Annotated in this window: 22 protein-coding genes, 2 tRNA genes and 2 pseudogenes; 13 read left to right on the top strand and 13 right to left on the bottom strand. The window is 54.2% G+C overall.

Annotation, left to right across the window (positions count from 1 at the left end; translation table 11 throughout):
• A complete protein-coding gene (locus tag NK55_RS05285; RefSeq protein ID WP_024124751.1) occupies positions 1-285 on the top strand; it encodes a DUF1816 domain-containing protein in 285 nt (94 codons plus the stop codon).
• 115 nt (positions 286-400) lie between these two features.
• Positions 401-2,686 carry a ComEC/Rec2 family competence protein gene (locus NK55_RS05280; RefSeq protein ID WP_024124750.1) on the top strand — a complete coding sequence of 762 codons (2,286 nt, stop codon included), beginning with the start codon at positions 401-403 and terminating at the stop codon, positions 2,684-2,686.
• 180 nt (positions 2,687-2,866) lie between these two features.
• On the opposite strand, the gene NK55_RS05275 is transcribed toward NK55_RS05280, so the two are convergent.
• Both NK55_RS05275 and NK55_RS05270 read right to left on the bottom strand, forming a co-directional pair.
• The gene (locus NK55_RS05275; RefSeq protein WP_024124749.1) at positions 2,867-3,148 is read right to left on the bottom strand and encodes a DUF2973 domain-containing protein; all 282 of its coding nucleotides are present in this window, start codon (positions 3,146-3,148) and stop codon (positions 2,867-2,869) included.
• Between the two features lie 36 nt (positions 3,149-3,184).
• A complete protein-coding gene (locus NK55_RS05270) occupies positions 3,185-3,508 on the bottom strand; it encodes a DUF2605 domain-containing protein (RefSeq protein ID WP_024124748.1) in 324 nt (107 codons plus the stop codon).
• Between the two features lie 181 nt (positions 3,509-3,689).
• Here NK55_RS05270 and NK55_RS05265 point away from each other — a divergent pair, with 181 nt between their 5' ends.
• Both NK55_RS05265 and NK55_RS05260 read left to right on the top strand, forming a co-directional pair.
• On the top strand, positions 3,690-4,226 hold the full coding sequence (locus NK55_RS05265; RefSeq protein ID WP_024124747.1) for a phycobiliprotein lyase: 537 nt from the start codon (positions 3,690-3,692) through the stop codon (positions 4,224-4,226).
• Positions 4,226-4,579: a VOC family protein gene (locus NK55_RS05260; RefSeq protein ID WP_024124746.1), complete on the top strand. Its 354-nt coding sequence runs from the start codon at positions 4,226-4,228 to the stop codon at positions 4,577-4,579. Before NK55_RS05265 ends, NK55_RS05260 begins: the two co-directional genes overlap by 1 nt.
• Here the strand turns inward: NK55_RS05260 and sfsA are convergent.
• Entirely contained in the window at positions 4,576-5,301 is a 726-nt protein-coding gene (sfsA, locus tag NK55_RS05255) for a DNA/RNA nuclease SfsA (protein ID WP_024124745.1), read from the bottom strand. The two genes, NK55_RS05260 and sfsA, sit on opposite strands and share 4 nt — an antisense overlap.
• Positions 5,302-5,647: 346 nt before the next feature.
• Between sfsA and NK55_RS05250 the strand changes: the two genes are divergently transcribed.
• From NK55_RS05250 to NK55_RS05230, 5 genes are all read left to right on the top strand, one after another.
• A complete protein-coding gene (locus tag NK55_RS05250) occupies positions 5,648-5,983 on the top strand; it encodes a rubredoxin (protein WP_024124744.1) in 336 nt (111 codons plus the stop codon).
• Between the two features lie 25 nt (positions 5,984-6,008).
• Positions 6,009-7,016, top strand: coding sequence for a photosynthesis system II assembly factor Ycf48 (locus tag NK55_RS05245; RefSeq protein WP_041429592.1), 1,008 nt, complete (start codon positions 6,009-6,011; stop codon positions 7,014-7,016).
• Positions 7,017-7,055: 39 nt separating this feature from the next.
• Complete coding sequence (locus NK55_RS05240; RefSeq protein WP_024124742.1) at positions 7,056-8,129, top strand: aromatic ring-hydroxylating dioxygenase subunit alpha; 1,074 nt, start codon at positions 7,056-7,058, stop codon at positions 8,127-8,129.
• Positions 8,130-8,192: 63 nt separating this feature from the next.
• The gene (gene fabI, locus NK55_RS05235) at positions 8,193-8,972 is read left to right on the top strand and encodes an enoyl-ACP reductase FabI (protein ID WP_024124741.1); all 780 of its coding nucleotides are present in this window, start codon (positions 8,193-8,195) and stop codon (positions 8,970-8,972) included.
• Between the two features lie 47 nt (positions 8,973-9,019).
• A complete protein-coding gene (locus NK55_RS05230; RefSeq protein WP_041429084.1) occupies positions 9,020-9,871 on the top strand; it encodes a PspA/IM30 family protein in 852 nt (283 codons plus the stop codon).
• A gap of 6 nt (positions 9,872-9,877) precedes the next feature.
• On the opposite strand, the gene NK55_RS05225 is transcribed toward NK55_RS05230, so the two are convergent.
• The 5 genes from NK55_RS05225 to NK55_RS05205 form a co-directional block, all read right to left on the bottom strand.
• Positions 9,878-9,949: transfer RNA gene (locus tag NK55_RS05225), tRNA-Lys, on the bottom strand.
• A gap of 54 nt (positions 9,950-10,003) precedes the next feature.
• Positions 10,004-10,786: an HAD family hydrolase gene (locus NK55_RS05220; RefSeq protein ID WP_024124739.1), complete on the bottom strand. Its 783-nt coding sequence runs from the start codon at positions 10,784-10,786 to the stop codon at positions 10,004-10,006.
• Between the two features lie 17 nt (positions 10,787-10,803).
• Positions 10,804-10,875: transfer RNA gene (locus NK55_RS05215), tRNA-Gln, on the bottom strand.
• A 70-nt stretch (positions 10,876-10,945) separates the two neighbouring features.
• Positions 10,946-11,956 carry a sulfate/molybdate ABC transporter ATP-binding protein gene (locus NK55_RS05210; RefSeq protein WP_024124738.1) on the bottom strand — a complete coding sequence of 337 codons (1,011 nt, stop codon included), beginning with the start codon at positions 11,954-11,956 and terminating at the stop codon, positions 10,946-10,948.
• A 228-nt stretch (positions 11,957-12,184) separates the two neighbouring features.
• Positions 12,185-13,576 carry a ParA family protein gene (locus NK55_RS05205; RefSeq protein WP_024124737.1) on the bottom strand — a complete coding sequence of 464 codons (1,392 nt, stop codon included), beginning with the start codon at positions 13,574-13,576 and terminating at the stop codon, positions 12,185-12,187.
• A 217-nt stretch (positions 13,577-13,793) separates the two neighbouring features.
• Here NK55_RS05205 and rpsB point away from each other — a divergent pair, with 217 nt between their 5' ends.
• Positions 13,794-14,585 (top strand): 30S ribosomal protein S2, encoded by a 792-nt coding sequence (rpsB, locus tag NK55_RS05200; RefSeq protein WP_024124736.1) that lies wholly within the window; start codon positions 13,794-13,796, stop codon positions 14,583-14,585.
• Positions 14,586-14,602: 17 nt separating this feature from the next.
• Positions 14,603-15,478, top strand: a pseudogene (gene tsf / locus NK55_RS05195) (translation elongation factor Ts); the annotation flags it as partial.
• A gap of 10 nt (positions 15,479-15,488) precedes the next feature.
• Here tsf and NK55_RS05190 read toward each other — a convergent pair.
• The 5 genes and pseudogenes from NK55_RS05190 to NK55_RS05170 form a co-directional block, all read right to left on the bottom strand.
• On the bottom strand, positions 15,489-16,145 hold the full coding sequence (locus NK55_RS05190) for a riboflavin synthase (protein WP_024124734.1): 657 nt from the start codon (positions 16,143-16,145) through the stop codon (positions 15,489-15,491).
• Between the two features lie 13 nt (positions 16,146-16,158).
• Positions 16,159-18,021 (bottom strand): S9 family peptidase, encoded by a 1,863-nt coding sequence (locus NK55_RS05185; protein ID WP_024124733.1) that lies wholly within the window; start codon positions 18,019-18,021, stop codon positions 16,159-16,161.
• A complete protein-coding gene (gene purF / locus NK55_RS05180; RefSeq protein ID WP_024124732.1) occupies positions 18,018-19,466 on the bottom strand; it encodes an amidophosphoribosyltransferase in 1,449 nt (482 codons plus the stop codon). Before purF ends, NK55_RS05185 begins: the two co-directional genes overlap by 4 nt.
• Positions 19,467-21,751: pseudogene (gene purL / locus NK55_RS05175) on the bottom strand (phosphoribosylformylglycinamidine synthase subunit PurL).
• A gap of 38 nt (positions 21,752-21,789) precedes the next feature.
• Positions 21,790-22,314 carry a GNAT family N-acetyltransferase gene (locus NK55_RS05170; RefSeq protein WP_024124731.1) on the bottom strand — a complete coding sequence of 175 codons (525 nt, stop codon included), beginning with the start codon at positions 22,312-22,314 and terminating at the stop codon, positions 21,790-21,792.
• 71 nt (positions 22,315-22,385) lie between these two features.
• Between NK55_RS05170 and NK55_RS05165 the strand changes: the two genes are divergently transcribed.
• Positions 22,386-23,117 (top strand): hypothetical protein, encoded by a 732-nt coding sequence (locus tag NK55_RS05165; RefSeq protein WP_024124730.1) that lies wholly within the window; start codon positions 22,386-22,388, stop codon positions 23,115-23,117.
• Positions 23,118-23,214: 97 nt separating this feature from the next.
• Positions 23,215-24,882, top strand: coding sequence for a Ppx/GppA phosphatase family protein (locus tag NK55_RS05160; RefSeq protein ID WP_081711814.1), 1,668 nt, complete (start codon positions 23,215-23,217; stop codon positions 24,880-24,882).
• Positions 24,883-24,886: the final 4 nt, after the last annotated feature.

Genomic DNA, 24,886 nt, shown 5'->3' with positions numbered 1-24,886 from the left:
ATGCTTAGCGATAATAATACAGGTTTTACAAGCTGGCTCGCCGATCTCCTCAATGGAATGGGTCTGGCATGGTGGGTCAAGATAGAGACGAAGACCCCCCCCTGCACGTACTACTTTGGCCCTTTTCTGACATCCATGGAGGCCGAAAAAGAGAAGGATGGCTACATTGAGGACTTGAAGGCTGAGGGAGCAGAGGGGCTTGAGGTTAGTGTGGTGCGCTGCCGTCCTGAAGAGGTGACCATTGACGCCGAAAAAAGATGCGGGTGCCCCTTAGGGTCGGCATGACATAGGCTAAAGTCTGAATTGGCTCTAAAACTCCGTCCCTAAAGTTTCTTAAAGTAGGGTGCCGTCTTAGAGTTTCTCCTAAGTACTTCCACTGGACGCCAACCCCGACAAGGCTATGTTCAACATTACCAAGGCGGATGGGATTCTCTGGGCGATCGCCTTTATTACGGGGTGTCTTTTCAGTCTCTTTCAGGGGGGGTGGCTGGGGATCTTGGCCCTAGGGGGGATGCTCTACGGGGGGCGCCGTTGGGGGGGTAAGGTTTGGCTGCGACTGCCTGCGAGTCAAAGTTTTGCGATCGCTACCGTGGTTGCCCTCTTGGCAACGCTCTATGTATGGCTGCGCACCCCCCAGCCCGGGGTGAATGACATCAGCAGTTTGGTGCCGCGTCTTGAGGCACTGAATCTAGCGCCAACGGTGCTTGTCGAGGGTCGTGTTGAAACCACACCCTTGCCCAATCGCGCTGGGCGACTACGCTTTTTTCTAGGGGTGGAGCGCTATGAAAATCTGAGTGGGGAAGCTGCTAAAAGTGGTGTGCTCCAAGGGCGGGCAAGCGGCCGTCTGTACGTCACTGTTCCAGCACAGCAAGGGGCAATGCTGCATCCCAGCCAACGGATTCGGCTTGCGGGACGGCTCTATCTTCCCCGCAGTGGGGGTAGTCAGTTTTTTCGTGCCTTTAACTTTCGGCGGCAGCTTCAGTTGCAGCACACCTTTGCGGGCTTAGCGGCCCGTAAGGTCACGATTTTGGATCAGGGATCACCCTGGGGGTTATGGGCACTGCGGCAGCGAATTGTCCAAGTCCATGCCCAAGGATTGGGCGATCGCTATGGGGCGGTGGTCTCGGCAATGGTGCTGGGGAACCGTGCGGTGGCAATTCCCTTTGAGGTGCGCGACAGCTTTCAGCGAGTGGGGCTTTCCCATGCCCTAGCGGCCTCTGGGTTTCATACGGCCATTTTGCTAGCGGTGGTCTTGGCGGTGGCGCGTTTCTTGCCACAGCAGTGGCGCTATGGCTTGGGGGCTGGGGTTTTGGTGATCTTTGTCTGTTTAAGTGGGTTTGCCCCCTCCGCAATGCGCGCTGTGCTAATGGGCTTGGCGGGGTTAGTGGCTTTAGTGAATGGTCAAAAGGGGCAACCCCTTGTCATTTTGCTGGCGATCGCCACCGCCATGCTGATCTACAACCCCCTTTGGATTGAGGACATTGGCTTTCAATTGAGCTTCCTCGCCACTTTGGGCTTAATTGTCAGCGCCCAACCCATCAGCGATCGCCTCCATTGGCTGCCGACACCCTTGCGCAACTCCCTTGCTACACCCTTAGCGGCCACCCTCTGGGTACTTCCTCTGTCCCTCGCTATCTTTGGCATTTTCCCTGTTTATGGTCTGCCCGCCAATGTGATTGCCAATCCTTTCCTGATTTTGTTGACCGTTGGCGGTTTTATCAGTGCAACGGTCGGTTTCATCCTTCCCCCCCTCGGCTCTGCCCTAGCCGGGCTGCTCTACTACCCCACGGCCTTGCTACTGTGGCTAATTGAAACCATCGGCCACTGGCCAGGAGCCGTGATTGCCCTTGGCAGCTTGGGTTGGCTACAGGTCATTGTCCTCTATGGTCTGATGCTACTGGTGTGGTTGAGTCCCCCCTGGCGGCGGCGCTGGCTGTTGCTGTTTACACTGGGCGTCACCCTTGTCCTTGTGCCGTTTATTTTCCGCCAAACCACCCTGTTCCAGGCCACTGTTCTGGCCAATACGCGGGTTCCCACCCTGGTGATTCAGCAACCGGCAGGTACCGTGGTGATCAACAGTGGCGATGCCCAAGGGCTGGCGGCCTTTCTGGCTCAAGAGGGCATTAACCGCATTGATTGGGCGGTGGCCAGCGATCGCCAGTACCGTCAACAGCAGGGCTGGCGTGACATTCATGGGATTACCCCCATTCGCCAATTTACGGATGTGCCAACGGCCAAAAGTGATCCTGCGTACCGGGAAATGTTGACTACCCTCAAGGTCTCCTATCAACCCCTCCCCCTGCGGCAACCTGTTCAACTGGGTCAGGTGAAAATTACTGTCCTGCGGGCGGATCCAGCCATCTTGACCTTGGAGATGGGCAACACTCAGTGGCTCTTTGTCACTGATCCGAGTCGGGATGCCGCGCAAACGGATTGGCTGGCCGTCACGCCCGTGGAACCGCCGCAGGTTCTCTGGTGGTGGGGGCGAAAATTAACGCCACGCCTCTTTGAGATTGTCAAGCCGCGCAGTGTCATTCTTAGTTGGAATAGCCTTGATCCGGCGATCGCCAGCTACTTAAAGCAGAAAAAAATTCCCTATTTTGTCGTTGGCGAAGTGGGGGAAGTCCGCTGGCAGGCCAATGGTTCCCTAAAGGCAAATGCTCCGCAAAACGATAGCTTGATCTAGCTCTCACTTTGGCGCAATCGCCAGTGCACAGTTGCCAATGTTGCTTGGGATACCTGCTAGGGGTGCTGGCGATCGGGGATCTTGCCCCCCATCCAGTGGCCAAAAGAGCCACAGCTAGCCGCCGCCGTTGCATCCCCCGGAAGCCAGCGGCTGGGGAACTGCCCATAGGTGCCTAAAAATCTAGGCTTGGGTTTCTCCACGGGAGTCGTCACCGTAGCTGGGGGATTCGCGATAGATCGCATCCAGTTGGGCACGGGCATCCTCGACGCTCAAAGAGCGCATCACCAATAGGGGTTCATCAATCACACGGCCATCGCTATCTAAAAGTTCTGGATGGGTCACCCGTTGCGGTGAAAATTGCCGTTGTGACTCAATGCCGAGAGTCAACAAACTGCGAATCAAATTCGCCATGGCCAGTAGTGCCAAGACCGTAAAGACAACAATGTAGATCAACTGCAACATGAAGAAAGCACCTCCGAGCCAAGCGCTGAGAATGGTTTAAGCGTCACAAGATTTGGATAAGCGATAGTGGTGGGCAACCTGCCAGCACTCCATCAAGAGCGTATGCCACTGCATTAATACCTGTGTATCAACCCCCACTTGGCCGTCCGTTGCCCGAAAGAGGCTTTGGGCAGCAATCACATCGTTGAGGGCTGTCTCCACCCGTTCAAGGAGTGCCTGCTGTTCCGCCACCTCCAGGAAGGGAATGACTTCTGTCTGCAAGAGCGATCGCGATCGCGTGAACCAGTACTGAAAATCTTCAAGTAGCGGCTCCAGTAAGACCTTAAGTAGTTGAGGCTCAGGTAAATTTGAGTGCAGCATAGGGATTGATGAGGGCGACCTAACTTCTATCTTAAATCTTAAACTCGTTTACATATTGTTACATTTTTGATTTTTGAGTGCCCTTTCCTCGGGGCGATCGTTTGGAAGCAATCGAAGAGACGGTGTACCCTAAAAAAGACTAAAAATATCGATTCTGTCCCCATTAGCAGTGTGCATAGGTATGGACATCCGCGATTTTTTTGCCCAAAGTGCTGGCCGCTGGTTTTCCCAACGTACGAGTCATCACTTGGCTTTTAAGCAAACCGAGTCAGGCAAGTCTCAGTTAACCATTGAATTACTGTCCGTCGATGATCCTGCGGTAATTGCCCTGTGTCAGCAATATGACATGGATCCTGCTTGGGCAGTGTGCGGCGCACGGGTTAGCTGGGACGGCACAATGGAATGGGATAGCGAGAAGCACGAAGGCTCAACGGTACTGGTCCCCATCCTGGATCAGGGGTCGCGGATGGAAGGCAAGCTTCTGCGGGAAATGGGCTATGCCGAAAAAGCACCCGTTGCGGGTCGCTTCAGTATGGGCAGTGATGGTGCCCTGACATTGATTACCGAATACGAAACCATGTATTCCGAAGAGCGCCTCTGGTTTGCCAGCCCCAATTTACGTCTGCGCACCAGTATTCTCAAGCGCTTTGGTGGTTTTAGTATGGCTTCCTTCTGCTCGGAAATTCGCTTAGGGGTGACGCAACCCGCCAACTCCTGATGGTTTTTCTCCACGTTGCCATTAACGTCACGGATCTAGAGCGAGCTGCTGCCTTCTATGAAGGGTTGCTGGGTCTTACCCCCGTCGATCGCCCCCTGGAATTTCCCGGCCGCTGGTATCAAATCGGTGCCGTGCAAATTCATCTAATCCAAGCGCAGAAGGTGGTAGATACCCGTCAAGATCAACGGTGGGGACGTAACCCCCACTTTGCCCTTGGTGTAACTGATTTAGCCAGTCTCGAACAACGCCTAGTGGCAGCCCAAATCCCCTGGCAGCGCAGTGCCTCAGGACGAGCCGCAATCTTTGTCGCAGATCCCGATGGCAATTTGATTGAACTTAGCCAAATGTCCTAGAGCACCAGCTTGGCAGCTCCCAAGAACTGAATACCCCTTGGCTCAATGGCAAAGCGGTAGGGCAAAATTTCCACCCCCTCGTTGTAGGCAGCGCGCAAGAGTTGTCCATAGATGGGATCGGCACTGTCTCCGGGCGCAAAGCGATCGCAATCGCCGCGATTAATGAAGTAAAGCATACAGACACGGGCCTCCGGCTGGGTTTGCCGCAGCCACTGCAGTTCCCGCAAGTGCTTTTGACCTCGGGTGGTTACCGTATCAGGGAACAGCGCTAAGCCCCCCTGCGCCCAAGTGGTATTTTTCACCTCAACATAGGCGGAGGGCTGTTGAGGATGATCCGTTAAGTAAAAGTCAATGCGGCTGCGCTCCTGACCATAGACCACCTCTCGCTGCTGCGTACCGTAGCCAGCCAGTTCCGGTAGGATGCCTGCCGCCAATGCCGAAGCGATGACCCGATTGGGTAGACTGGTATTCACCCCTACCCACGTACCGTCAACAAAAATCATTTCCCACGTATAGGCCAGCTTGCGCTTGGGATCCGCATGGTAGGAGACTTGAACGGGGGCACCTACTTGGCAAATCCCCGTCATTGGGCCTGTATTTGGACAGTGGGCCGTAATGCGATCGCCAGAGGTCAACTCAATCTCAGCAAAAAATCGCCGATAGCGCCGACAGAGAATTCCTTCTTGGAGCGGTGGATAGTGCCAGCAGAATGTAGGAGTCACAGAGGATCAGTGGAAAGCGCAAGCCCTCATTTTACCCCCAAAAGTAAAATGCCAGCCTCCTTTGGTTATATGGAAGCCAGCATTCTACGGAATATTAAAGGGGATTTAAGGTTAAGGTCTATATGGGCTGACCTCAATTGAATACCCCTATCATGGCATCACTTTTTGGCAGGGGCACTTTTCCTAATCTTTTCTTTATATTTATGTTGCAAAGTTTTGATCTTTCGTTACATGTCTAAAAGTTGCGCAGTATTGCCCTGAAAACTTCCCTGTCCTCCCCACAAGAAACGCCCCTAAATCCCGTAGTATTAAGATGTATGTCGCAAATCTTAAAAATTTCTGAGGTATGACCGCCGAAACCCCTGATGTTGCGCCCTTAGATCGGTTTGAGTGCCGTGCCTGCGGCTACATCTATGAACCAGCAAAGGGAGACGAGAATCGCTCGATTCCGCCCGGCACAGCCTTTGCTGATCTCCCCGTAAACTGGCGGTGCCCAGTGTGCAGTGCCCCAAAAAAGCAATTTAGCAACATTGGACCTGTCGGATCCCCCTCGGGCTTCAAGGAGAATCTGAACTACGGCTTGGGTGTGAATCGCCTCACCCCTGGCCAAAAAAACATCCTCATTTTTGGTGGTCTTGCCCTTGCTGTTCTTTTTCTACTGAGTTTCTATAATGTTCGCTAAACAAATTGACATTTACTGGCAAAAAATGAAAGGAATCAAGTTCCTGCATTGGCTACTAGTGACCGTTCTCCTCTGGGTGAGCCTGAGCACCCCTGCCCTTGCTATCCCTGCTTTGGACTACAACCCTTGGGAAGCCATCCAACTGCCAACAACCTCAACGATTCTTGACATGAGCTTTATTGACCGTAATCACGGTTGGTTAGTCGGTACCAATGCCACGCTAATGGAAACTCGCGACGGTGGTCAAACCTGGGAACCGCGCACGCTGGTTTTAGATAACCCCGACTATCGCTTCAACAGCGTTAGCTTCCAGGGGAACGAGGGCTGGATTGTCGGTGAGCCGCCAATTATGCTGCACACAACCGATGGCGGCCAGTCTTGGAGCCAAATTCCCCTCAATCCCAAACTCCCCGGCTCGCCCCGCCTGATCAAAGCCCTCGGCAATGGCTCTGCGGAAATGATGACCAACGTGGGGGCAATTTACCGCACCAAAGATAGTGGCAAAAACTGGCAAGCATTAGTCCAAGAAGCCATTGGTGTCATGCGCAACCTCAACCGTTCGCCCTCTGGAGAGTATGTGGCTGTTTCCTCGCGGGGGAGCTTTTACTCTACTTGGGAACCGGGCCAAACCGCTTGGGAACCCCATAATCGCACCACCTCACGCCGCCTCCACAATATGGGCTTTACCCCTGATGGTCGGCTCTGGATGATTGTCAATGGGGGTAAAATCGCCTTCTCTGATCCAGAGAATTCTGAGAATTGGGGAGAACTGCTGAGTCCTCTGCGTCGCAATAGTGTTGGCTTCCTTGATCTGGCCTATCGCACACCCAACGAAGTATGGCTAGCAGGGGGTGCCGGCGTGCTGCTGTGTAGCCAAGATGGTGGCCAAACCTGGCAGCAGGATGTGGACGTGAAGCAAGTCCCCTCCAACTTTTATAAAATTCTCTTCTTTGGTCCCGATCAAGGGTTCATCCTCGGCCAGAAGGGCATCTTACTGCGGTATGTGACTGACTTGAGGGCTGCTCCAGCGTAATCTAGAAAATAACCGCCGAGCATCGGGTCGAGTCTCGTTATGACACCCAGCAGCACTTCATTCTCCCTTCATGAGGGCAGTAGCTTTTTGCGCAATATCTGGTACTATGGCCTGCCAGCCGCTGACCTTAAACCGGGTCGGTGTCAAGCCAAGGTGCTTTTAGGAGAACCCATCCTATTTTGTCGTACCACTTCAGGCAAGCCCTTTGCCCTGCGTAATCTCTGCCCTCACCGTGGCATTCCCCTGCACTATGGTCGCTTTGATGGCGAAGAGGTGGAGTGCCCCTACCACGGCTGGCGCTTTAATGCCCACGGCCACTGTACGCTGATTCCCTCCCTGACGAGTGATAGCGATGTGGATCTCAAAAACTTTGGGGTGTTGAGCTATCCGGTGCGCGAGGTGCAGGGCAATCTCTGGATTTTTTTCCCGGCCAATGAGCGCAATGTCAGCGAGCCCACCCTAGAGGTGCCCCTTGTTCCCGGATTTAGTGCCGAGACCCAACCCCAAGCGGTACAAAAATTCATCTTTCCGGGACATCTAGATCAGGTGTTTATTAACTTTATGGATCCCTCCCATGCGCCCTTTGTCCATGGGGCCTGGTGGTGGCGCAAGCGCGGCAAGCTCTTTGAGAAGGCGAAAACCTTTGATCCGTCGCCCTATGGCTTTACAATGCGCCGTCATCCCCTGTTGCGCAAGTCTTGGGCACACCATATTTTGGGTGGCCACCCTGAGGTGGAAATTATCTATCGGCTGCCGGGCATTCGCATTGAAACTAACTATAGCGATCGCCACACCTTTTGTTTTCTGATTACCCTCACCCCCATTAACGATCAGGAAACTGAACTCACCGCCACCTACTACTGGACATTTCCTTGGCTTGCTCCCCTGAAACCCCTACTGGCTCCCCTAGCGCGGGAATTTCTCAACCAAGATTTGCGCATTGTAGCCAAGCAAAGCGAAGGCCTGAAGTACAAGCCACCCTTGACGCTCATTAAAGAAGCAGATTACCAAGCCAAGTGGTACTACCAGCTTAAACGGGAGTATGAAAAGGCCACCCAAGAGGAACGGGAATTTGTCAACCCCCTGAAAACCCAAGTCCTGCGCTGGCGATAAAGGCAGCAGTCCCTCTGGTAGGATCAGAGGGTTAAATCTAAGTTATTCACACTGGCTGTACCTATGCTCCTAGACCTATCGGGAAAACGTGCCCTTGTGACAGGGATTGCCAATAATCGCTCGATTGCTTGGGGGATTGCCCAACAGCTCCATGCAGCGGGTGCTGAGCTGGCAGTGACGTACCTGCCCGACGAGCGGGGAAAGCTCAAGCAAAAGGTCGAGGAACTGACAGCCCCCCTTGTTCCCAAGCTGCTCCTGCCGCTAGATGTGCAGCAACCTCAACAAATTGACGACGTCTTTGCGGCGATTCAATCCACATGGGGTGGCTTAGATATCTTGATTCACTGTTTGGCCTTTGCCCAAAAAGAAGATCTCAGTGGTGACTTTTCAGCAGTCTCCCTTGAAGGCTTTCATCTTGCCCTCGACATTAGTGCCTACTCCCTCATCTCCCTCAGCCGTGCCGCCAAACCGCTGATGACCCATGGGGGTTCAATCATTACCCTCACCTATTTGGGGGGGGTGCGGGTTGTGCCAAACTACAACGTCATGGGCATTGCTAAGGCAGCCCTAGAAATGAACGTGCGCTACCTGGCAGCGGAACTAGGGCCTCTGAATATCCGCGTCAATGGTATCTCTGCGGGACCAATTCGCACCTTAGCCTCCTCAGCTGTAGGGGGCATTCTGGACATGATTCACCATGTGGAAGCCACGGCTCCCCTGCGGCGCACGGTAACCCAAACAGAAGTGGGCAACACAGCCGCTTTTCTGGCCAGTGATCTAGCCAGTGGCATCACTGGCCAAATTCTTTATGTGGATTCGGGCTACTGCATCATGGGGATGTGAGGGGCATGCGCTAGAGTAGAGTCAACGAGTTATTGACGAGGCGAAGCATGGGTTTACTTGATCGTGTGGGCATGGTAATTCGCTCTAACCTCAATGCCCTAGTGAGTGCTGCCGAAGATCCGGAAAAAATTCTCGAGCAAACGATTATTGATATGAATGCCGACTTGGTGAAGTTACGCCAAGCGGTTGCTCAGGCCATTGCCGCCCAAAAACGACTCGAACAACAGTACACCCAAAATCTTAAGGATGCCCAGCAGTGGGAAGAGCGGGCACGGCTTGCCCTCAGTAGAGGAGATGAAGCACTGGCTCTCGAAGCCTTGAACCGCAAGAAAACTGCCGCAGATACCGCTATTGCCCTCAAAGCCCAGGTGGATCAAATGGCTGCTCAAGTGAAAACCCTTAAGGACAACTTGACGGCCCTTGAAAGCAAAATTTCTGAGGCCAAAACGAAGAAGGAAATGCTTAAGGCACGGGTTCGTGCAGCCAAAGCCTCCGAACAGATTCATCAAGCGGTTAGCAAGGTGGGCACCTCCAATGCGATGGCGGCATTTGAACGCATGGAAGATAAAGTGCTTCAAATGGAGGCCCGCTCCCAAGCTATTGCTGAACTGAGTGGCGATACGCTCGAAAGTAAATTCGAAGCCCTCCAAAGCAGTGCTAACAAGCAGGACGTGGAATTTGAGCTGCTGGAAATGAAGCGGCAAATGGGCCTGTTGACTGATGCCCCCTCCGCGGGGACGCTACCCCAGGCCGCCAGTGGCAGCAGTCAATTGAATATCAATATCAATGTCTCTGCTCCTGAAGTGCAGGACGCACCACGCACCAGTTCATCGTCTCAAAGTAAATCTAAATCTATTGATGACGATATGGCAGAACTTCGCCGCCTACTAGAGAGTTAGTTTTAGTGGGTCGCCTGGGATTCGAACCCAAGACCAATCGGTTAAAAGCCGAGTGCTCTACCGCTGAGCTAGCGACCCGCGCTGTTTCACAGCTTTTTCAGTATAGAGAAAACCACCTTGAAAGACAAGGGGTTAGGGGGACAGCCAGTGGGGAAATTTGCAAAATTGTTCTAGGCTGAGGGGGTGGATGCGCGGATGTGCCTCAGCCTGGGCGCGATCGCCCGCGGTAGTATAGCCCCAGGTGGCCAAGAAGAGTTTTGTTTCCTCGAGTTCCGATGTTGCCGCAACCTGTAGTAGTGCCCCAAGGCGATCTTCAACAAACCACAGGGGAGCGCCATAGGTTGACTGCAGTGCCTGAAGAATCACAGGTTTTGGCTGCTGTTGCTCTTTGCCATAGATGGCCTCCGAGGGAAAAGAAAGGCCCGCCTGCTCCAGCAAATAGGTGACAAAGCGCTGCTCCTTGGTGGTGACAATGGCGAGGGCTTGCCCTTGGGCCTGCCAGTGTTGCACAGCGGCTATGACACCGTCATAAAAGTTATGGAGCGCTAACCAGCTTTGCCAGTCCGTTTCAATCCAGCGATCGCGCAGGCCGTCCACTCGTGCTCCTAAATCAGCGGCAGTGAGATGATAGGTAGCCAGCAGGCGATCGCACACCTTTGGCCAATCTTGGAGAATCTCTTGAGCAGGGGTACCTTCAACAATTGCCCGCAACAGCAGCGGCATCTCCCACCCCACCGTAATCACAGCGCGCAATTGACCAAATTGCCTTTCTAGTTTCTCTAGGGAAATCCCAAGGGGCTGCTCAGGCCACACCTGCTGATAGACTCGCCAACTGGTTTGAAAATATTCCCGCAGGCCGTTACAGAGAACGCCATCAAAATCTAAGGCCAGCAATGAGGGGAATATTTGTGCCATTGATTTCTAAAACCTAACTGGGGCGGGAGGATTCGAACCCCCGAATGGCGGGACCAAAACCCGCTGCCTTACCGCTTGGCGACACCCCATTGCATCGCTTTGTTAGCATAACAAGTCTGGTGACCTTTGTTCAAGGGATAGACTAATTTTTTTTCGTGCCTAAATGCTGTAGTAAAGGGGAAAGGACTTTGCCTCCCGTGGCTTAATAAAGACCTGTTGTTGGGGTTCAAGGTGCAGCTCATCAAATCGCTCTCGCGATAGGTGTGCCATCAATTCCTGCCCATCGTCTAAGCGCAGTTCCACCTGAATTTCCCAGCCCAAGTGAATGATGCGGTGAATGCGAGCTGAGACCGTGTTGCCGTTGGGACTGGTTTCAATAATGATGTCGCGCGGGCGCAGAAAAATATCGCAGTGGGGAGCCGTGCCTTGGGTTTGCTGGAAGACGCGAGCGCGTAAGACATTGACAGGGCCAATAAAGCTCATCACAAAGGGGCTGGCGGGATGGTCGTAAATTTCAGCGGGGGTGCCCACCTGCTCCACTTGCCCTTTGTTCATGACGACAATTTGATCCGCGACTTCCATGGCTTCCTCTTGGTCGTGGGTTACGAAGACCGTTGTCACATGGACATCATCGTGGAGGTGGCGTAGCCATGCTCGCAGTTCCTTGCGCACTTTGGCATCGAGGGCAGCAAACGGTTCATCGAGCAACAGCACTTTAGGTTCTACGGCGAGGGCACGGGCCAGAGCCACCCGTTGGCGTTGCCCGCCGGAGAGCTGAGAGGGGTAGCGATCGCCCAAGCCAACCAACTGCACCAACTCGAGCAATTCCTCCACCCGCGCTTTGATCTTGGCACGGGGTACCTTGCGCAGCTCTAGGCCAAAGGCGATATTTTGGCGCACGGTCATGTGCTTAAAAAGGGCATAGTGCTGAAAGACGAAGCCAATATTACGCTCTTGGACACTTTGATAGGTGGCATCCTTACCCGTGAGGAGAATCCGGCCAGTGTCGGGCATCTCTAGACCCGCAATTAGTCGCAGTAAGGTTGATTTACCAGAACCCGAAGGCCCCAACAGCGCCACCAAAGAGCCACTGGCAATATCCAAATCCACTTGCTTGACCGCTTGAAAGGAGCCAAAGGACTTAGAAACATTTTCAATGGTGATGCCCATAGCACTGCCAGTAATACTCTCGTTTGTCTATAAGATTACAGTAGTTTTGAAGCCTTGTGTCTTTGTCTACAGAGCAAACGCATACTCAAACACTGGCAAGGAGACGAGCAAGGCAGTCATCGCCCCATCCTACCCTCAAACGTTTTGCCCCGAGGACCCCCCATCCAGCACCCAGTGCACTTGGTTTTTAATCCCCCAGTGACCCGCACCGCTTAGGAAGGTTGCCTGTTAGGGGAGGTCATCGGCAGAAGCTAAGGGGCGAAGATAGGTCTGCACAAATGCCTGATAGAAGCCTAGGACGCGCTTATCTTTGAAGACAGCAGGAACGCGGGCAAAGGCGGCACGGGAAATGATGGCATATTCAGGAATGGCAAATACCCTTGTGTCACTGGCTTGATACTGGGGCCAAAAGTAGGGGGTGAGGTGGGGGAGTTTCTGGAGAATCCGTGCAATTTCTGCCTGGGCAACCGCCATTGCCTGATCGGTTGTCGGAGCACCATTAAAGAAAATGGGTAAAGGAAGGGGACCCCCTTCACGGCGCAAGGTGTGGATTTCATTAAAGAGAAATTGGTGAATCACCTGAGCCGCATTGTTGAGGGAGGAGAGATCGGTGTGGCGGGTGGGAATCAAAACGGCGTCACTGGCGTATACGGCGCTCTTAGTTAAAAAAAGCCAAGCACTGGAGCAGTCAATGAGAATGTAGTCGTAGCGATCGCGCAAGGGGGCGAGGAGTTCCCGCAGGCGGGTAATGGGTGGATTTTGGGTTTGCATTGCCTGAATGAGGATGCTTTGCAGTTGTGGCCCAGCGGGAATGGCATCAAAAATATGGGCAGATTTAATACTGCTACTGGTGCGCAGGCGCAAGTCAAAGGGGCGAATCGCGGCTGTAATCGGCTCATCAGGATTTTGCAGACAAGCCGCAAGGGTCGTACTTGTGGGGGTTAGCTCAAGAGTGCGGCTGAGATCCCCCTGAGGGTCACAGTCAATCAGTAAAACGGCCGCATCCGCCACAGCAAGGGTGGCTCCCAAGTTAATCGTGGTCGTGGTTTTGCCCACGCCCCCTTTGTGATTGTAGATGCAGAGAGTAGTGGCACGGGGGCGCGATCGCAAGCAGGTTTTGAGGTCGTCGATAATGCTCTCAAGGCGATCGCCCGTCAGTTCATAGTTGGGCGTGGCTGGATAGACCAAGTGGCCATGGCGTTGAAAAAGCTGAAGATGGCGGGCATTGGTGATCAACCCCCAAGCGGTTCCTTGGCAATGGCAGCCCCTGAGAAGTTGGCGCAGTTGTTGTAGGGCGCGGCTATGGTGGGCAGAACCATTCTCAAGGTTCAAGGCCACCGTTTGACTGGGGGTATTGCGCGAGCGACGGGCAGGGGTTTTAATCTCCACAATTAAATCGGGGTCAACTGGACTCTGAGAAAAGGGAGGCTGATTCTCGCGGGGAAACCGCGCTGCCACATCGGCAATGCCCATACCTGTATCAAAAGAAGAGAGGCGATCGCGATCGCCAAACCCCAACACACTCAACAGCGGTCGGACAAAGTGCTCCTCAATAACGGCTTCCGAGGTTTCGTCACCGTGAATTTGTTGCCATTGCGATCGCAAGCGGGAAATATCCAAGGTTCAGCACCATCCAGCCGTTTTGAATGTTTGAGAATAGGTGGGCCGCCCCCGAGCGTCAAGATCACAACGCTACCAAATCACTGTGGATTGGGCTTTCCAAAGGCCTTGATCATTGGCTATGATAATAAATCTGCACATCTTTCACATTCGTCCCCTTGGGTGTCCTCACCGGATCATGGACGGATGGTTGTTTAACCCATAGGAGTACAACTCAATGGCAGTTCTTAGCCTTGCCCAAATGCTGGAGGCAGGGGTTCATTTTGGCCACCAAGCCCGCCGCTGGAACCCCCGGATGGCACCCTACATCTTCACGGTTCGCAATGGGGTGCACATCATTGACCTCGTACAAACCGCCCAACTGGTGGATGAAGCCTACAACTACATCCGCAACGCTGCTGAAAAAGGCAAACGCTTTTTGTTTATTGGTACCAAGCGTCAAGCCGCCGGCATTGTCGAACAGGAAGCGCTCCGCTGCGGCAGTTACTACGTCAACCAGCGCTGGCTGGGGGGAATGCTCACTAACTGGAATACGATTAAAACCCGTGTCGATCGCCTCAAAGAACTAGAAAGCATGGAGGAAAACGGCCTCATTGATCTGCGGCCCAAACAGGAAGCCTCAGCCCTGCGGCGAGAGCTGGCACGCCTACAAAAATACCTTGGCGGGATCAAACAAATGCGGCGGCTGCCCGATGTTGCGATCATTGTGGATGTCAAGCGGGAGTACAACGCCGTTGCCGAGTGTCACAAATTGGGGATTCCTATCGTGGCGCTGCTAGATACCAACTGTGACCCCACCCAAGTGGATATTCCCATCCCCGCTAACGATGATGCCATCCGTTCGATTAAGCTGATTGTGGGCAAACTCGCCGATGCCATTTACGAAGGCCGCCATGGTCAGTTGGAGGAACCCGAAGCCAATCTCGCTGATGAGGACGACGATGGGATGACCGCCAGCGACGATGGTGATGCCGAAGCTCTAGATATTCCAGATGACTCTGACGCTTAATCCTTGAGGAACCGATCATGGCAGAGATTTCAGCCAAACTAGTCAAAGAACTGCGGGACAAAACCGGTGCCGGCATGATGGACTGCAAGAAAGCCTTGCAGGAGTCCAATGGCGATATGGAAGCCGCCATTGCTTGGCTGCGGCAAAAGGGCCTAGCCTCTGCGGGTAAAAAGGCCGGGCGTCTAACCAGTGAAGGTCTGGTGGATAGCTACATTCACACCGGTGGGCGCATTGGTGTGCTGGTGGAGGTGAACTGCGAAACTGACTTTGTCGCTCGTAACGAGAAATTTAAAACCCTGGTCCAAGACATTGCCAAGCAAATTGCTGCTTGCCCCAATGTGGAATTTGTCTCCCTAGACGATATTCCCGCCGAGTACAAGGAGAAAGAACGCCAGATTGCCCTTGGTTCCGATGCCTTGAAAGGGAAACCCCCAGAAGTCCAAGAAAAAATTGTTGCTGGCAAGCTGGAAAAAACCCTCAAAGAGCTCTGTTTGCTCTACCAGCCCTTTATCCGCGATCAGTCCAAGACTGTTGAAGAGTTGGTGAAAGAGCACATTGCCGAACTGGGCGAAAATATCCAGATTCGCCGCTTCCAACGCTTTGTCCTCGGTGAGGGGATCGAGAAGCAAGAAACTAACCTTGCTGAGGAAGTAGCTGCCCAAACCCAAGCCATGAGTGCTGCTGCAAAAACCGCCGAAGCAACTGCAGAGGTGGCTGAAACTGCCCCACCTGAAGTGAGCGCACCTGAACCGGCAGCGGAAGTGACAACTGAAGAGCCAGCCCCAGAACCTGTAGCAGCTGCTGAGCAGACGGCGGAACCTGCGGCTGAAAGCAAGGGATTCGGTGCCGCTACCAAAAAATCCGGTGGCAAGTCTCGCCCAAACAAGAAGAAAAATAAGGCCCCTAGGCGTAGCCATGGGTTTGGAGAAACGCAAGGTCAATTTCGTTATTCACTGCGGTTGAGGCGTTTTGGGGCTGGAGAAACTTGCGGGTATATTTGCCCAGTAGATCCGCCTCTAGGTTCACCCCATCGCCAACCCTAAGAAATTGCAACGTGGTTTCTGCATAGGTATGGGGGATGACAGCAATGCTGAACTCATCCCCTTTTTCATTGCAATGGGCAATAGTGAGGCTAATGCCATTGATGGCAATACTGCCTTTGGGGATAATGTACACTGCCACCGTTTCAGGGGCGGAGAATGTCAGTTCCCAACTGGTGCCTGTGGGAGCGATCGCCAGTAGGGTGCCGACACCATCCACATGACCAGTAACAAAATGTCCCCCCACCCTATCGCCTACCCGCAGGGCAGGTTCGAGGTTGACCATTGCTCCCGCTGCCGCTTTGGCCGCCAATGTAGTGCGCTGTAGCGTTTCCGGAGAGACGCTGACTGTAAACCCCGTGGCATCAACGGTTTCCACTGTGAGGCAAACACCCTCAACAGCAATACTATCGCCAATGGCCACATCCCCAAGGAAAGGGGCATCGCTGGCAGTAATCACCAACTGTGACTCGGAGCGTTGCTGGAGCACACCGATCGCCTGAATAATACCAGTAAACATTGTTATCTATCCCTTAAGTAGATTCAAGTAGATGAGATTTAAGTAGATGCCTTTGATAAAACCTCAACTCTGCCTCAAGGGCGGTGGCGATCGTGCTACTTTGGCGGAAGCCGTGCCCCTCTTCGGCAAAGGTGTAATACTCGACGGGAATGCCCTTGGCCTGAAGGGCGGCCACCATCTGTTCCGCTTGGCCAGGGGGAACAACCACATCCTTTAGCCCTTGAAAGAAAATCACGGGGCAGGTGAGGCAATCCGCATGGTAAAGGGGCGATCGCTGGCGGTAGAGGTCTGCCCCTTCGGGATAGGGGGCAATCAGTTGATCAAAATAATGGGCCTCAAAGGCATGGGTTTCCTTGAGCAGGCTCAGGAGATCACCAATGCCGTAGTAACTTGCCCCCACATGGAAGACGCGCGTAAATGTCAGTGCACAAAGGGTGGTATAGCCGCCGGCACTGCTGCCACGAATTGCCAAGCGATCGCCCGCCACTTGTCCTTGAGCCACCAAATACTCCGCCCCTGCAACACAGTCGGCCACATCCACCACTCCCCACTGTCCCCGCAGGGCATTGCGATAGGCGCGACCATAGCCGGTACTGCCACGATAGTTGACATCTAACACCGCAAAGCCGCGACTGGTCCAGAACTGGATGCGCAGATCTAAGCCAGTGCCACTGGCGGCCGTAGGCCCCCCATGGCTTCTCACGATTAAGGGTGGGCGTGACGGGGGCTGCACTTGGGGATTTTGGGGCGGGTAGAAAAAGCCGTAGGCGGTGGCCCCCTCAGTTGTCGGAAATGCAATCCGCTCGGGCTGAGAAATCCACTCAGGCGGCAGGGGAGAAGCAATGGGCCGAAGCGATGTTGTGGTGCCGTCCTCAAGATTGAACTGCCCAATATGGGGAGGCAACAGGGGCGAACTGGCAACAAAGGCAACGGCGCGATCGCTCACCCGAACGAGGGAATGGATCTCGGTATAATCCGTCGGAACAGTTTGCCATTTACCTGTTTCTAGGGAAACCACTGCCAGCTGCCATAGCCCGCGATCGCTATAGGTTAAGACCGCCGTCTCTGGATTCACCAGAGCATAGGTGGATTGACCAAAAACCCACAGGGGTACACCGGCATCATAACTGGCTTGCCAAACGGGGTCATGGCGGCTATCACAGTAACGATAGAGATTCCACCAGCCAGAGCGATCGCTGATGTAGTAGAGGGTCTTTCCCTGCCATTGGGGTTGTTGGACAGATTCCTCACTGCTGCCAGCAATGCGGTAGGGGGTACCCAGGGAACCGTCACTACTGACCATGGCGCCCCACAGTTCACAGCCATCCCAGGGCATCTGCGGTGCTGACCATTGCAGCCAGACAAGGGTCTTACCGTCTGGACTCAGGCGGGGTGCCCCATAGAAGCCTGCTCCTTGAACCAGCACGGTTCGCTCTCCCCCTAAGGCAATAGCCACAATGGACTGTTGGCTACGACCCTCTGCTAGAAGCACCTCTTGCACACACAGCAGGCGATCGCGCCAAGGATCAACACAGCCATCAGCAAAGCGAGTATTGGCAGCTTGGTAGATTAACGTGGGGTGGGGTTCCCCAAGGGCATAGATGCCCTGATCGGTATCATTGACAAAGTAAATCTGATCACCATGGCACCAGTAGGCGCCGCCGCCATACTCATTCACTCGCGATCGCGCACTCCAGGGGGCAGCCAAAAGTTCTTGCCCTTGACGCACCAACACCACGCGCCCCTTTTGTTGAGGACGCCGCTCTAACCACACCAGACCCAGGGGAGTAGAGCGCAATTCACTGAGACTGGTGGCAGCAGCACTAACTTCCGCTGCAGAAAGGATGGAAGGCCAGTAGCCGCAGTCTAGACTCATTGGGGAAGTTGCTCAAGCACCAATTTTTGCCGTTTCACTGGCTCGGGGATGCTAATCGGGTACTTGCCGGTAAAGCAGGCGGAACAGAAGCGATCGCCCGTATCGTAGGTGGCGGCAATCATCCCCTGCCAACTGAGGTAACTCAGGGAATCCACGCCAATCTGAGCGGCAATCTCAGGCACAGACTTGGTGGCGGCAATCAGTTGATCTTGAGTATCGGTGTCAATGCCATAGAAGCAGGGGTGAGTGACAGGGGGCGAAGAAATACGCATGTGGACTTCCACAGCACCGGCATCCCGCAGTGCCTTGACAATTTTGCGGCTAGTGGTGCCCCGCACAATCGAGTCATCGACAATCACCACCCGCTGTCCCATCAGTACATCCCGCAGCGGATTCAGCTTCATGCGAATTCCCGACTCCCGCATCGACTGGGTGGGCTGAATAAAGGTGCGCCCCACGTAGCGATTTTTAATCAAGCCTTCGGCGTAGGGTACCCCCGTCGCTTGGGAAAAGCCAATGGCCGCTGGCACGCCAGAATCAGGCACAGCAATCACCACGTCGGCATCGGCGGGAGCTTCCCGACCCAACTGGTACCCCAAGCGCTGCCGGTAGCTATAGAGGCTCTCCCGCTGCATGACACTATCAGGACGGGCAAAGTAAATCATCTCAAAGATACACAGCTTCCGTTGGGACTCTGCCCATTGTATGCTGCCAATCCCTTCAGGAGTAATGTGGACGAGTTCCCCCGGCTCCACATCCCGCACATAGTCGGCACCAATAATATCAAGGGCGCAGGTCTCCGAAGCAAGGACATAATGGGCTGTCCCTTCTATCATCAGGCGGCCAATCACTAAGGGACGAATGCCGTGGGCATCCCGCAGGCCAAACAATCCCGCTGGGGTACCCACCACTAAACTAAAAGCCCCTTGGCACTGTTGAGCCGCAGTAATCATGCCCTCTGACCAGGATTGGCCAGTGGCCACCGCTTGGGCGATCGCCCAGGCAATGAGTTCAGAATCTGTTGTACTCGCCAACACCGCCGTGGGCGCATCACAGGCCAGCACCTGTTCCCGCAGGGCGTAGGTATTCACCAAGTTGCCGTTGTGGGCTAAGGCCAAAGGTCCTAGGCGGGTTTCCACTACCACTGGTTGGGCGTTGACAATGCGACTGGAACCTGTGGTTGAGTAGCGGTTGTGGCCGACAGCCAAATCTCCCACCAGCCGTCCAAGAATCTCTTCATCAAAGACTTGGGACACCAAGCCCATATCCTTGTAACAGTGGACGGTGTTTCCAGCAAATGTGGCAATGCCAGCCGATTCCTGACCTCGATGTTGCAGGGCATAGAGACCAAAGTAGGCGAGGCGAGCCACATCCGCCCCGGGGGCATAGACCCCAAACACACCACAGGCTTCTTCCGGCTTATCAGCAAATTGTTGTTCTGTCATTTAGTCCAAATATTTCGGCAGGGGCGATCGCCACGCAAGAGCTAACTCCTTTATCGTAACGTTGATAAGCAGAGAATTGTCACAGGTGTCAATACACAGTTCGGTATGTTCACCATTAACCACCCCTAAGCGTGTCCAAGCATTGGGCAATTGCGCCTGCACATAGGCCTCCCATGCTGTCTGTTCCGTCGGTGGCACAGAAACCAGAATTCGCGCCCCCCCTTCAGCAAATAGCAGCACATCCCAGCGGGGATAGGTGCCCGCTGGTAATTGAATCTTCGCCCCCCGCTGGCCGCTGAGACAGCTTTCTGCCAAGGCCACAGCCAAACCACCTTCACTGAGATCGTGGGCACTGGCAATCCAACCCTGCTGAATGCCATAGCGACACACTGCCTGCACTCGCTGCTCTAGGTCTAAATCAATCTGAGGTGGACAACCGGCCACAAGCCCATGAATCTGGGCCAGGTATTCTGAACCGCCTAGGCTCAGGCGCGGATCACTCAAAGGCGTAGTCAGAGGCAACCCCAATAGGTAGATGACATCCCCTGGCGATCGCCAGCCCTGACCGACAACCCGCTGCAGGTCGGCAATCAACCCCACCATCCCCACCACAGGGGTCGGATAAATGGGCTGGGGCTGGCCATTCCTATCAATTGTTTCGTTGTAGAGGGAGACGTTCCCACCTGTGACCGGCGTTTGCAGGGCATGGCAAGCCTCGGCAAGACCTCGGCAGGCATTGGCTAACTGCCAGTAACCCACAGCGGTTTCTGGGCTACCAAAATTGAGGTTATCGGTAACAGCCAGAGGCTCTGCCCCGACACAACTGAGATTACGAGCAGCTTCGGCAACGGCTGCTTTGCCCCCTTCGTAGGGATCCAGATACACATAGCGGCTGGGGCAATCCACGGTTGCAGCAATTCCTTTTGGCGTACCCCGCAGGCGAATCACTGCTGCATCGGCATCGCCGGGGAAGATCAAGGTATTATTTTGGACTTCGTGATCGTACTGACGATAGACCCAGGCTTTAGAGGCAATACTGGGGGTAGCAAGGAGCGTGAGCAAAATCTCCGCGGGCGATCGCGCCGGTAGCGGTAATTGATCCACCGACCACTGCCGCGCCTGTTGGACATAGGCTGGCGGCTCATTAGGGCACTGTCGCTCATAGAGGGGAGTATCTTCGGCAAGGGCACGGGCAGGCACCTCTGCGGCCACCTCGCCACGGTAAAGCACCCGCACCACCGGTTCAGCAATGACACGCCCCACAACCACCGCCTGCAAGCCCCAACGATGGAAAATCTCAATCAGTTCTGCTTCCCGCCCTTGCGCCGCCACAAACAGCATCCGTTCTTGGGATTCCGAAAGCAGAAACTCGTAGGGCACCATCCCCTGTTCGCGCACGGGCACCTTGTCCAAGTCCAGTTCAATGCCCACACCGCCTTTGGCAGCCATTTCCGAGGTCGAACAGGTCAATCCTGCCGCCCCCATATCTTGGGCGGCCACAACTGCTCCAGTTTGAAAGGCTTCCAGACAGGCTTCAATGAGGCATTTTTCCATGAAGGGATCCCCCACTTGAACAGCAGGGCGATCGCCCATTGACTCATCCGTCAGCTCGGCACTGGCAAAACTGGCTCCCCCCATGCCATCCCGCCCCGTGGTGGCGCCAACGTAGAGGACTGGATTGCCAATACCACTGGCTGCCGATTTAACAATCTCTGGGGTTTCCATAAGACCCAGGGCCATGGCATTCACCAAGGGGTTACCGGTATAGCAGGGGTCAAAATAGACCTCCCCCCCACTGTGGGCACACCGACACAGTTGCCATAGTGGGCAATACCCGCCACTACTCCTTTCACCAATTGTTGGGTTTTTGCTTCCTTAAGATCACCAAAGCGCAGGGCGTTCAGCAGGGCAATGGGACGTGCCCCCATCGTAAAAATATCCCGCAGAATCCCCCCCACTCCAGTCGCTGCTCCCTGAAAGGGTTCAATGGCCGAAGGATGGTTGTGGGACTCAATCTTAAAAGCAAGGCGCAAGCCATCCCCTAAGTCCACAACACCAGCATTCTCACCGGGACCGACAAGAACCCGTGGTCCTTGGGTAGGAAACTGCTTCAGCAGGGGCCGCGAGTTTTTGTAGCAGCAATGCTCCGACCACATCACGCCGAACATTCCCAATTCCGTGCGGTTGGGATGACGGCCTAGGCGACGGACAATTTCAGCATATTCCTGGGGCTTGAGACCTTCTGCAGCAATCTCAGCCTCAGTGACGAGGGGGGTTTGGCTCATGGCAAAGGATCATTCAGCTATGTTATTGATTATCGAGCCTAGCGGGAATTGGGGTACCAAAACATTCCCTTAATCCCCTCGGGATCGGGGCGAAAACCCAACTGACGGTAAAAGTCCACCACATGGGGATCGGCAAAGAGGGTAATGTTGCTGATGTCCTCGCTGCGCAGTTCTTTGATAATCTGCCGCATCAGCTCCTTGCCCAGACCGCGCCCCTGAAATTCTGGATGCACCACTACATCCCAAATCGTGGCATTGAAGGCATGGTCAGAGGTGGCACGGGAAAAGCCAATCAGACGACGATAGGCACCCCGCTGCTCCCACATTGAGATCACCAAAAAGCTGTGCTGAATTGCTTTTTTCACCTTACGAATCGGACGGCGCGACCAGCCGACAGCATCACAAAGTTCTTCTAGTTCATAGACATCAATATCTTTTTCTTTGCTAAAAATAATTTTGCTTTCGCTGCCATTGTCCCGCTCTACCGGAGAACCTAAACTAGGGGACGTCGTGGTAGTGCTGGCAGTCGGTTGTGAATTGAACAGCGATTTCCAGAAGCTCATGCAAGTATGCTGGAGATGGAGAAACGACCTAGTGTAACCCGGCCTAGGCTATAGTATAGCGACTCTCACCCATGGTTTCCGATTTTCAACTGCGTAACCTTGATGTCCTGAAGCGATTCAACCGCTCTTTTCCGGACTTTTATGAGCAATTTGTTGGTCGGGACGTCCAACTGCAAAACCTGAAGTTGGGCTTTCAAATTCATCGGACAAATCAGGCGGTGATTCAAATCGTCCCCGAGGGCGATCGCTCCATTCTCCACTTTGCCCACCGCAATCACTCTTATCTCCTGAGTGATCTCTTTGGGGTGATGGCCGCCTACAAGCTGACGATTCACAATGTCTCGCTCTATGGCCATGTGCGACCACCGCTGCTGGTCTTTGTCAAACTTGTGCTCTCAGAGCAGGGCAAACCCCTGACCAAAAAGCGCAGTGAAAGCGTCCGCCGTGCCCTCCAACAGACCCTCAGTGGTGAGTTTGCGGTTGAGGAAATGCTGGCCATGGAGTTTAACCTCAACGAAGGCCTGCCGCAAGTTACCACCAGTTTCTATCAAGATCAGGTCTTTCATCTGCCGGCACTCTTGGTGGAGTCTGCAAATCATCCGGCACTGCTCTATAAGGTAATGCACGCCCTTTGGCAAGAGGAATTGCTGGTGGTCAATATCAATTTTATGCTTTGGCAGGGGCGGGTGCGGCTGTTGCTCTATCTGCTGGGTCCCAATGGCAGCGTTATTCCCGACTATTTAGGCTCACGGATTGCCGCCAAAATCAAGGATCATTTAACAGGAAATACAGCCCTTTTGTGAAATAGGAGAGACCGTCTTGGCTTTCATGTTTTGAGTCTGTTTCATCCCCCTGAAAAGGTTTGGAGTTGGGGTACCATAGGGGATGTTTGTCCCCTTGATGACAACTCCAATGACGGCTGAACAACATCTCCACCTGTGGCGACCGGTGAACCTCAGCGATCGCATTCTGGCGGCAATTGATGTCGGGACAAACTCAATTCACATGGTGGTGGTGCAAATTCAGCCCAGCTTACCCAGCTTCAAAATCATTGCGACGGAAAAGGATATGGTGCGGCTGGGGGAACGCTGCCAAATTACCGGGCAACTGACGGAAGAGGCCATGCAGCGGGCGATCGCCACCCTGCGGCGCTGTCGCGAATTGGCCACGGGCCTCAAGGCGGAAGAAATGATTGGCGTGGCCACGAGTGCCGTGCGCGAAGCCCCCAATGGTCGCGAGTTTTTAGAGCGGGTCAAAAAAGAGACCGGCCTGACCATTGATCTCATTTCCGGCGAAGAGGAAGCGCGGCGCATCTACTTGGGGGTACTCTCGGGGCTAGAATTCAACGGCAAGCCCCACATCATCATAGACATTGGGGGTGGCTCCACGGAGTTAATTCTTGGCGATGGCCATGAACCTCGTTGCCTCAGTAGTACCAAGGTGGGGGCTGTGCGCCTGACGGATTTATTTGTCAAAAGTGATCCCATTAGCGATCAAGACTACATTGCCCTGCGTGCCTATGTGCGGGGAATGTTGGATCGCGCTGTGGAGGACCTGCGGCAGCAGCTCGGCCCCCATGAAAAACCGCAATTGGTGGGTACCTCAGGCACCATTGAAAGCCTGATGATGATTCACACCTGCGATCGCCTTGGTACTTGCCCCCCCTCTCTACGGGGCTATGAACTCACCCTTGAGGACTTGAAAGCTCTGCTGGCCAAATTGCGGCGGCTCAACTTTAACCAACGCTGTCAACTCTTGGGGATGTCGGAGCGGCGAGCGGAAATTATTGTTGCGGGGGCAGTAATTCTCGCTGAGGCCATGGAGATGCTTGGCCAAAGCAGCCTGATCACCTGCGATCGCGCCCTGCGGGAAGGCATCATTGTGGATTGGATGCTGACCCACGGACTGATTGAAGACCGCCTGCGCTATCAAAGCTCCGTCCGCCAGCGCAGTACCTACAGTTTGGCGCAAAAATTCCACGTCAATCTGGCCAGCAGTGAACGGGTGGCCAATTTTGCCCTAACCCTGTTTGATCGCACCCAAGGGATTCTCCACAACTGGACAGAAGCAGAACGGGAACTCCTCTGGGCAGCGGCCATTCTCCACAATGCCGGCCACTACGTCAGCCATTCCGCCCACCATAAACATTCCTACTACCTTGTGCGCCACGGCGGCTTACTCGGCTACACTGATACGGAAATTGAAATCATTGCCAACCTCTGTCGCTATCACCGCAAAAGCCCCCCCAAGAAAAAGCATGAAAACTTCCGTCAATTGATGGGACGGCGAGAACGGCAAATGGTCGAGCAACTCAGTGCCATTCTACGGCTGGCTTCGGCCTTGGATCGGCGACAAATTGGGGCCGTGGATCACATTACCTGTGAGTGGCGCGCTCCGCAGCGACAGTTTTGCCTGCAGATCCATCCGGCAGATCCTAGCGATCGCTGTGAGTTGGAAATTTGGAGTGTCAACTACAAAAAAGAACCCTTTGAAAGCCAATTTAGCGTCAGCTTGAAGGTGGAATTAGTGGCCGCCAGGGGCACGGTTCTAGCTACAGCAGTGAATTAGTGAT

It is taken from the genome of Thermosynechococcus sp. NK55a, assembly GCF_000505665.1.
Taxonomy (GTDB): Bacteria; Cyanobacteriota; Cyanobacteriia; order Thermosynechococcales; family Thermosynechococcaceae; genus Thermosynechococcus.
This window is presented reverse-complemented; position numbering and strand designations above follow the sequence as displayed.

What these genes read in the sequence shown, in the direction of transcription:
- rpsB (WP_024124736.1), top strand. Translation starts at nt 13,794, where the DNA reads ATGGCAGTTCTTAGCCTTGCCCAAATGCTGGAGGCAGGGGTTCATTTT.
- NK55_RS05230 (WP_041429084.1), top strand. Translation starts at nt 9,020, where the DNA reads ATGGGTTTACTTGATCGTGTGGGCATGGTAATTCGCTCTAACCTCAAT.
- NK55_RS05260 (WP_024124746.1), top strand. Translation starts at nt 4,226, where the DNA reads ATGGTTTTTCTCCACGTTGCCATTAACGTCACGGATCTAGAGCGAGCT.
- NK55_RS05265 (WP_024124747.1), top strand. Translation starts at nt 3,690, where the DNA reads ATGGACATCCGCGATTTTTTTGCCCAAAGTGCTGGCCGCTGGTTTTCC.
- NK55_RS05190 (WP_024124734.1), bottom strand. Translation starts at nt 16,145, where the DNA reads ATGTTTACTGGTATTATTCAGGCGATCGGTGTGCTCCAGCAACGCTCC.
- NK55_RS05185 (WP_024124733.1), bottom strand. Translation starts at nt 18,021, where the DNA reads ATGAGTCTAGACTGCGGCTACTGGCCTTCCATCCTTTCTGCAGCGGAA.
- NK55_RS05245 (WP_041429592.1), top strand. Translation starts at nt 6,009, where the DNA reads ATGAAAGGAATCAAGTTCCTGCATTGGCTACTAGTGACCGTTCTCCTC.
- NK55_RS05240 (WP_024124742.1), top strand. Translation starts at nt 7,056, where the DNA reads ATGACACCCAGCAGCACTTCATTCTCCCTTCATGAGGGCAGTAGCTTT.
- NK55_RS05285 (WP_024124751.1), top strand. Translation starts at nt 1, where the DNA reads ATGCTTAGCGATAATAATACAGGTTTTACAAGCTGGCTCGCCGATCTC.
- NK55_RS05220 (WP_024124739.1), bottom strand. Translation starts at nt 10,786, where the DNA reads ATGGCACAAATATTCCCCTCATTGCTGGCCTTAGATTTTGATGGCGTT.
- NK55_RS05270 (WP_024124748.1), bottom strand. Translation starts at nt 3,508, where the DNA reads ATGCTGCACTCAAATTTACCTGAGCCTCAACTACTTAAGGTCTTACTG.
- NK55_RS05280 (WP_024124750.1), top strand. Translation starts at nt 401, where the DNA reads ATGTTCAACATTACCAAGGCGGATGGGATTCTCTGGGCGATCGCCTTT.
- NK55_RS05250 (WP_024124744.1), top strand. Translation starts at nt 5,648, where the DNA reads ATGACCGCCGAAACCCCTGATGTTGCGCCCTTAGATCGGTTTGAGTGC.
- NK55_RS05160 (WP_081711814.1), top strand. Translation starts at nt 23,215, where the DNA reads ATGACAACTCCAATGACGGCTGAACAACATCTCCACCTGTGGCGACCG.
- fabI (WP_024124741.1), top strand. Translation starts at nt 8,193, where the DNA reads ATGCTCCTAGACCTATCGGGAAAACGTGCCCTTGTGACAGGGATTGCC.
- NK55_RS05165 (WP_024124730.1), top strand. Translation starts at nt 22,386, where the DNA reads ATGGTTTCCGATTTTCAACTGCGTAACCTTGATGTCCTGAAGCGATTC.
- NK55_RS05210 (WP_024124738.1), bottom strand. Translation starts at nt 11,956, where the DNA reads ATGGGCATCACCATTGAAAATGTTTCTAAGTCCTTTGGCTCCTTTCAA.
- NK55_RS05170 (WP_024124731.1), bottom strand. Translation starts at nt 22,314, where the DNA reads ATGAGCTTCTGGAAATCGCTGTTCAATTCACAACCGACTGCCAGCACT.
- NK55_RS05275 (WP_024124749.1), bottom strand. Translation starts at nt 3,148, where the DNA reads ATGTTGCAGTTGATCTACATTGTTGTCTTTACGGTCTTGGCACTACTG.
- purF (WP_024124732.1), bottom strand. Translation starts at nt 19,466, where the DNA reads ATGACAGAACAACAATTTGCTGATAAGCCGGAAGAAGCCTGTGGTGTG.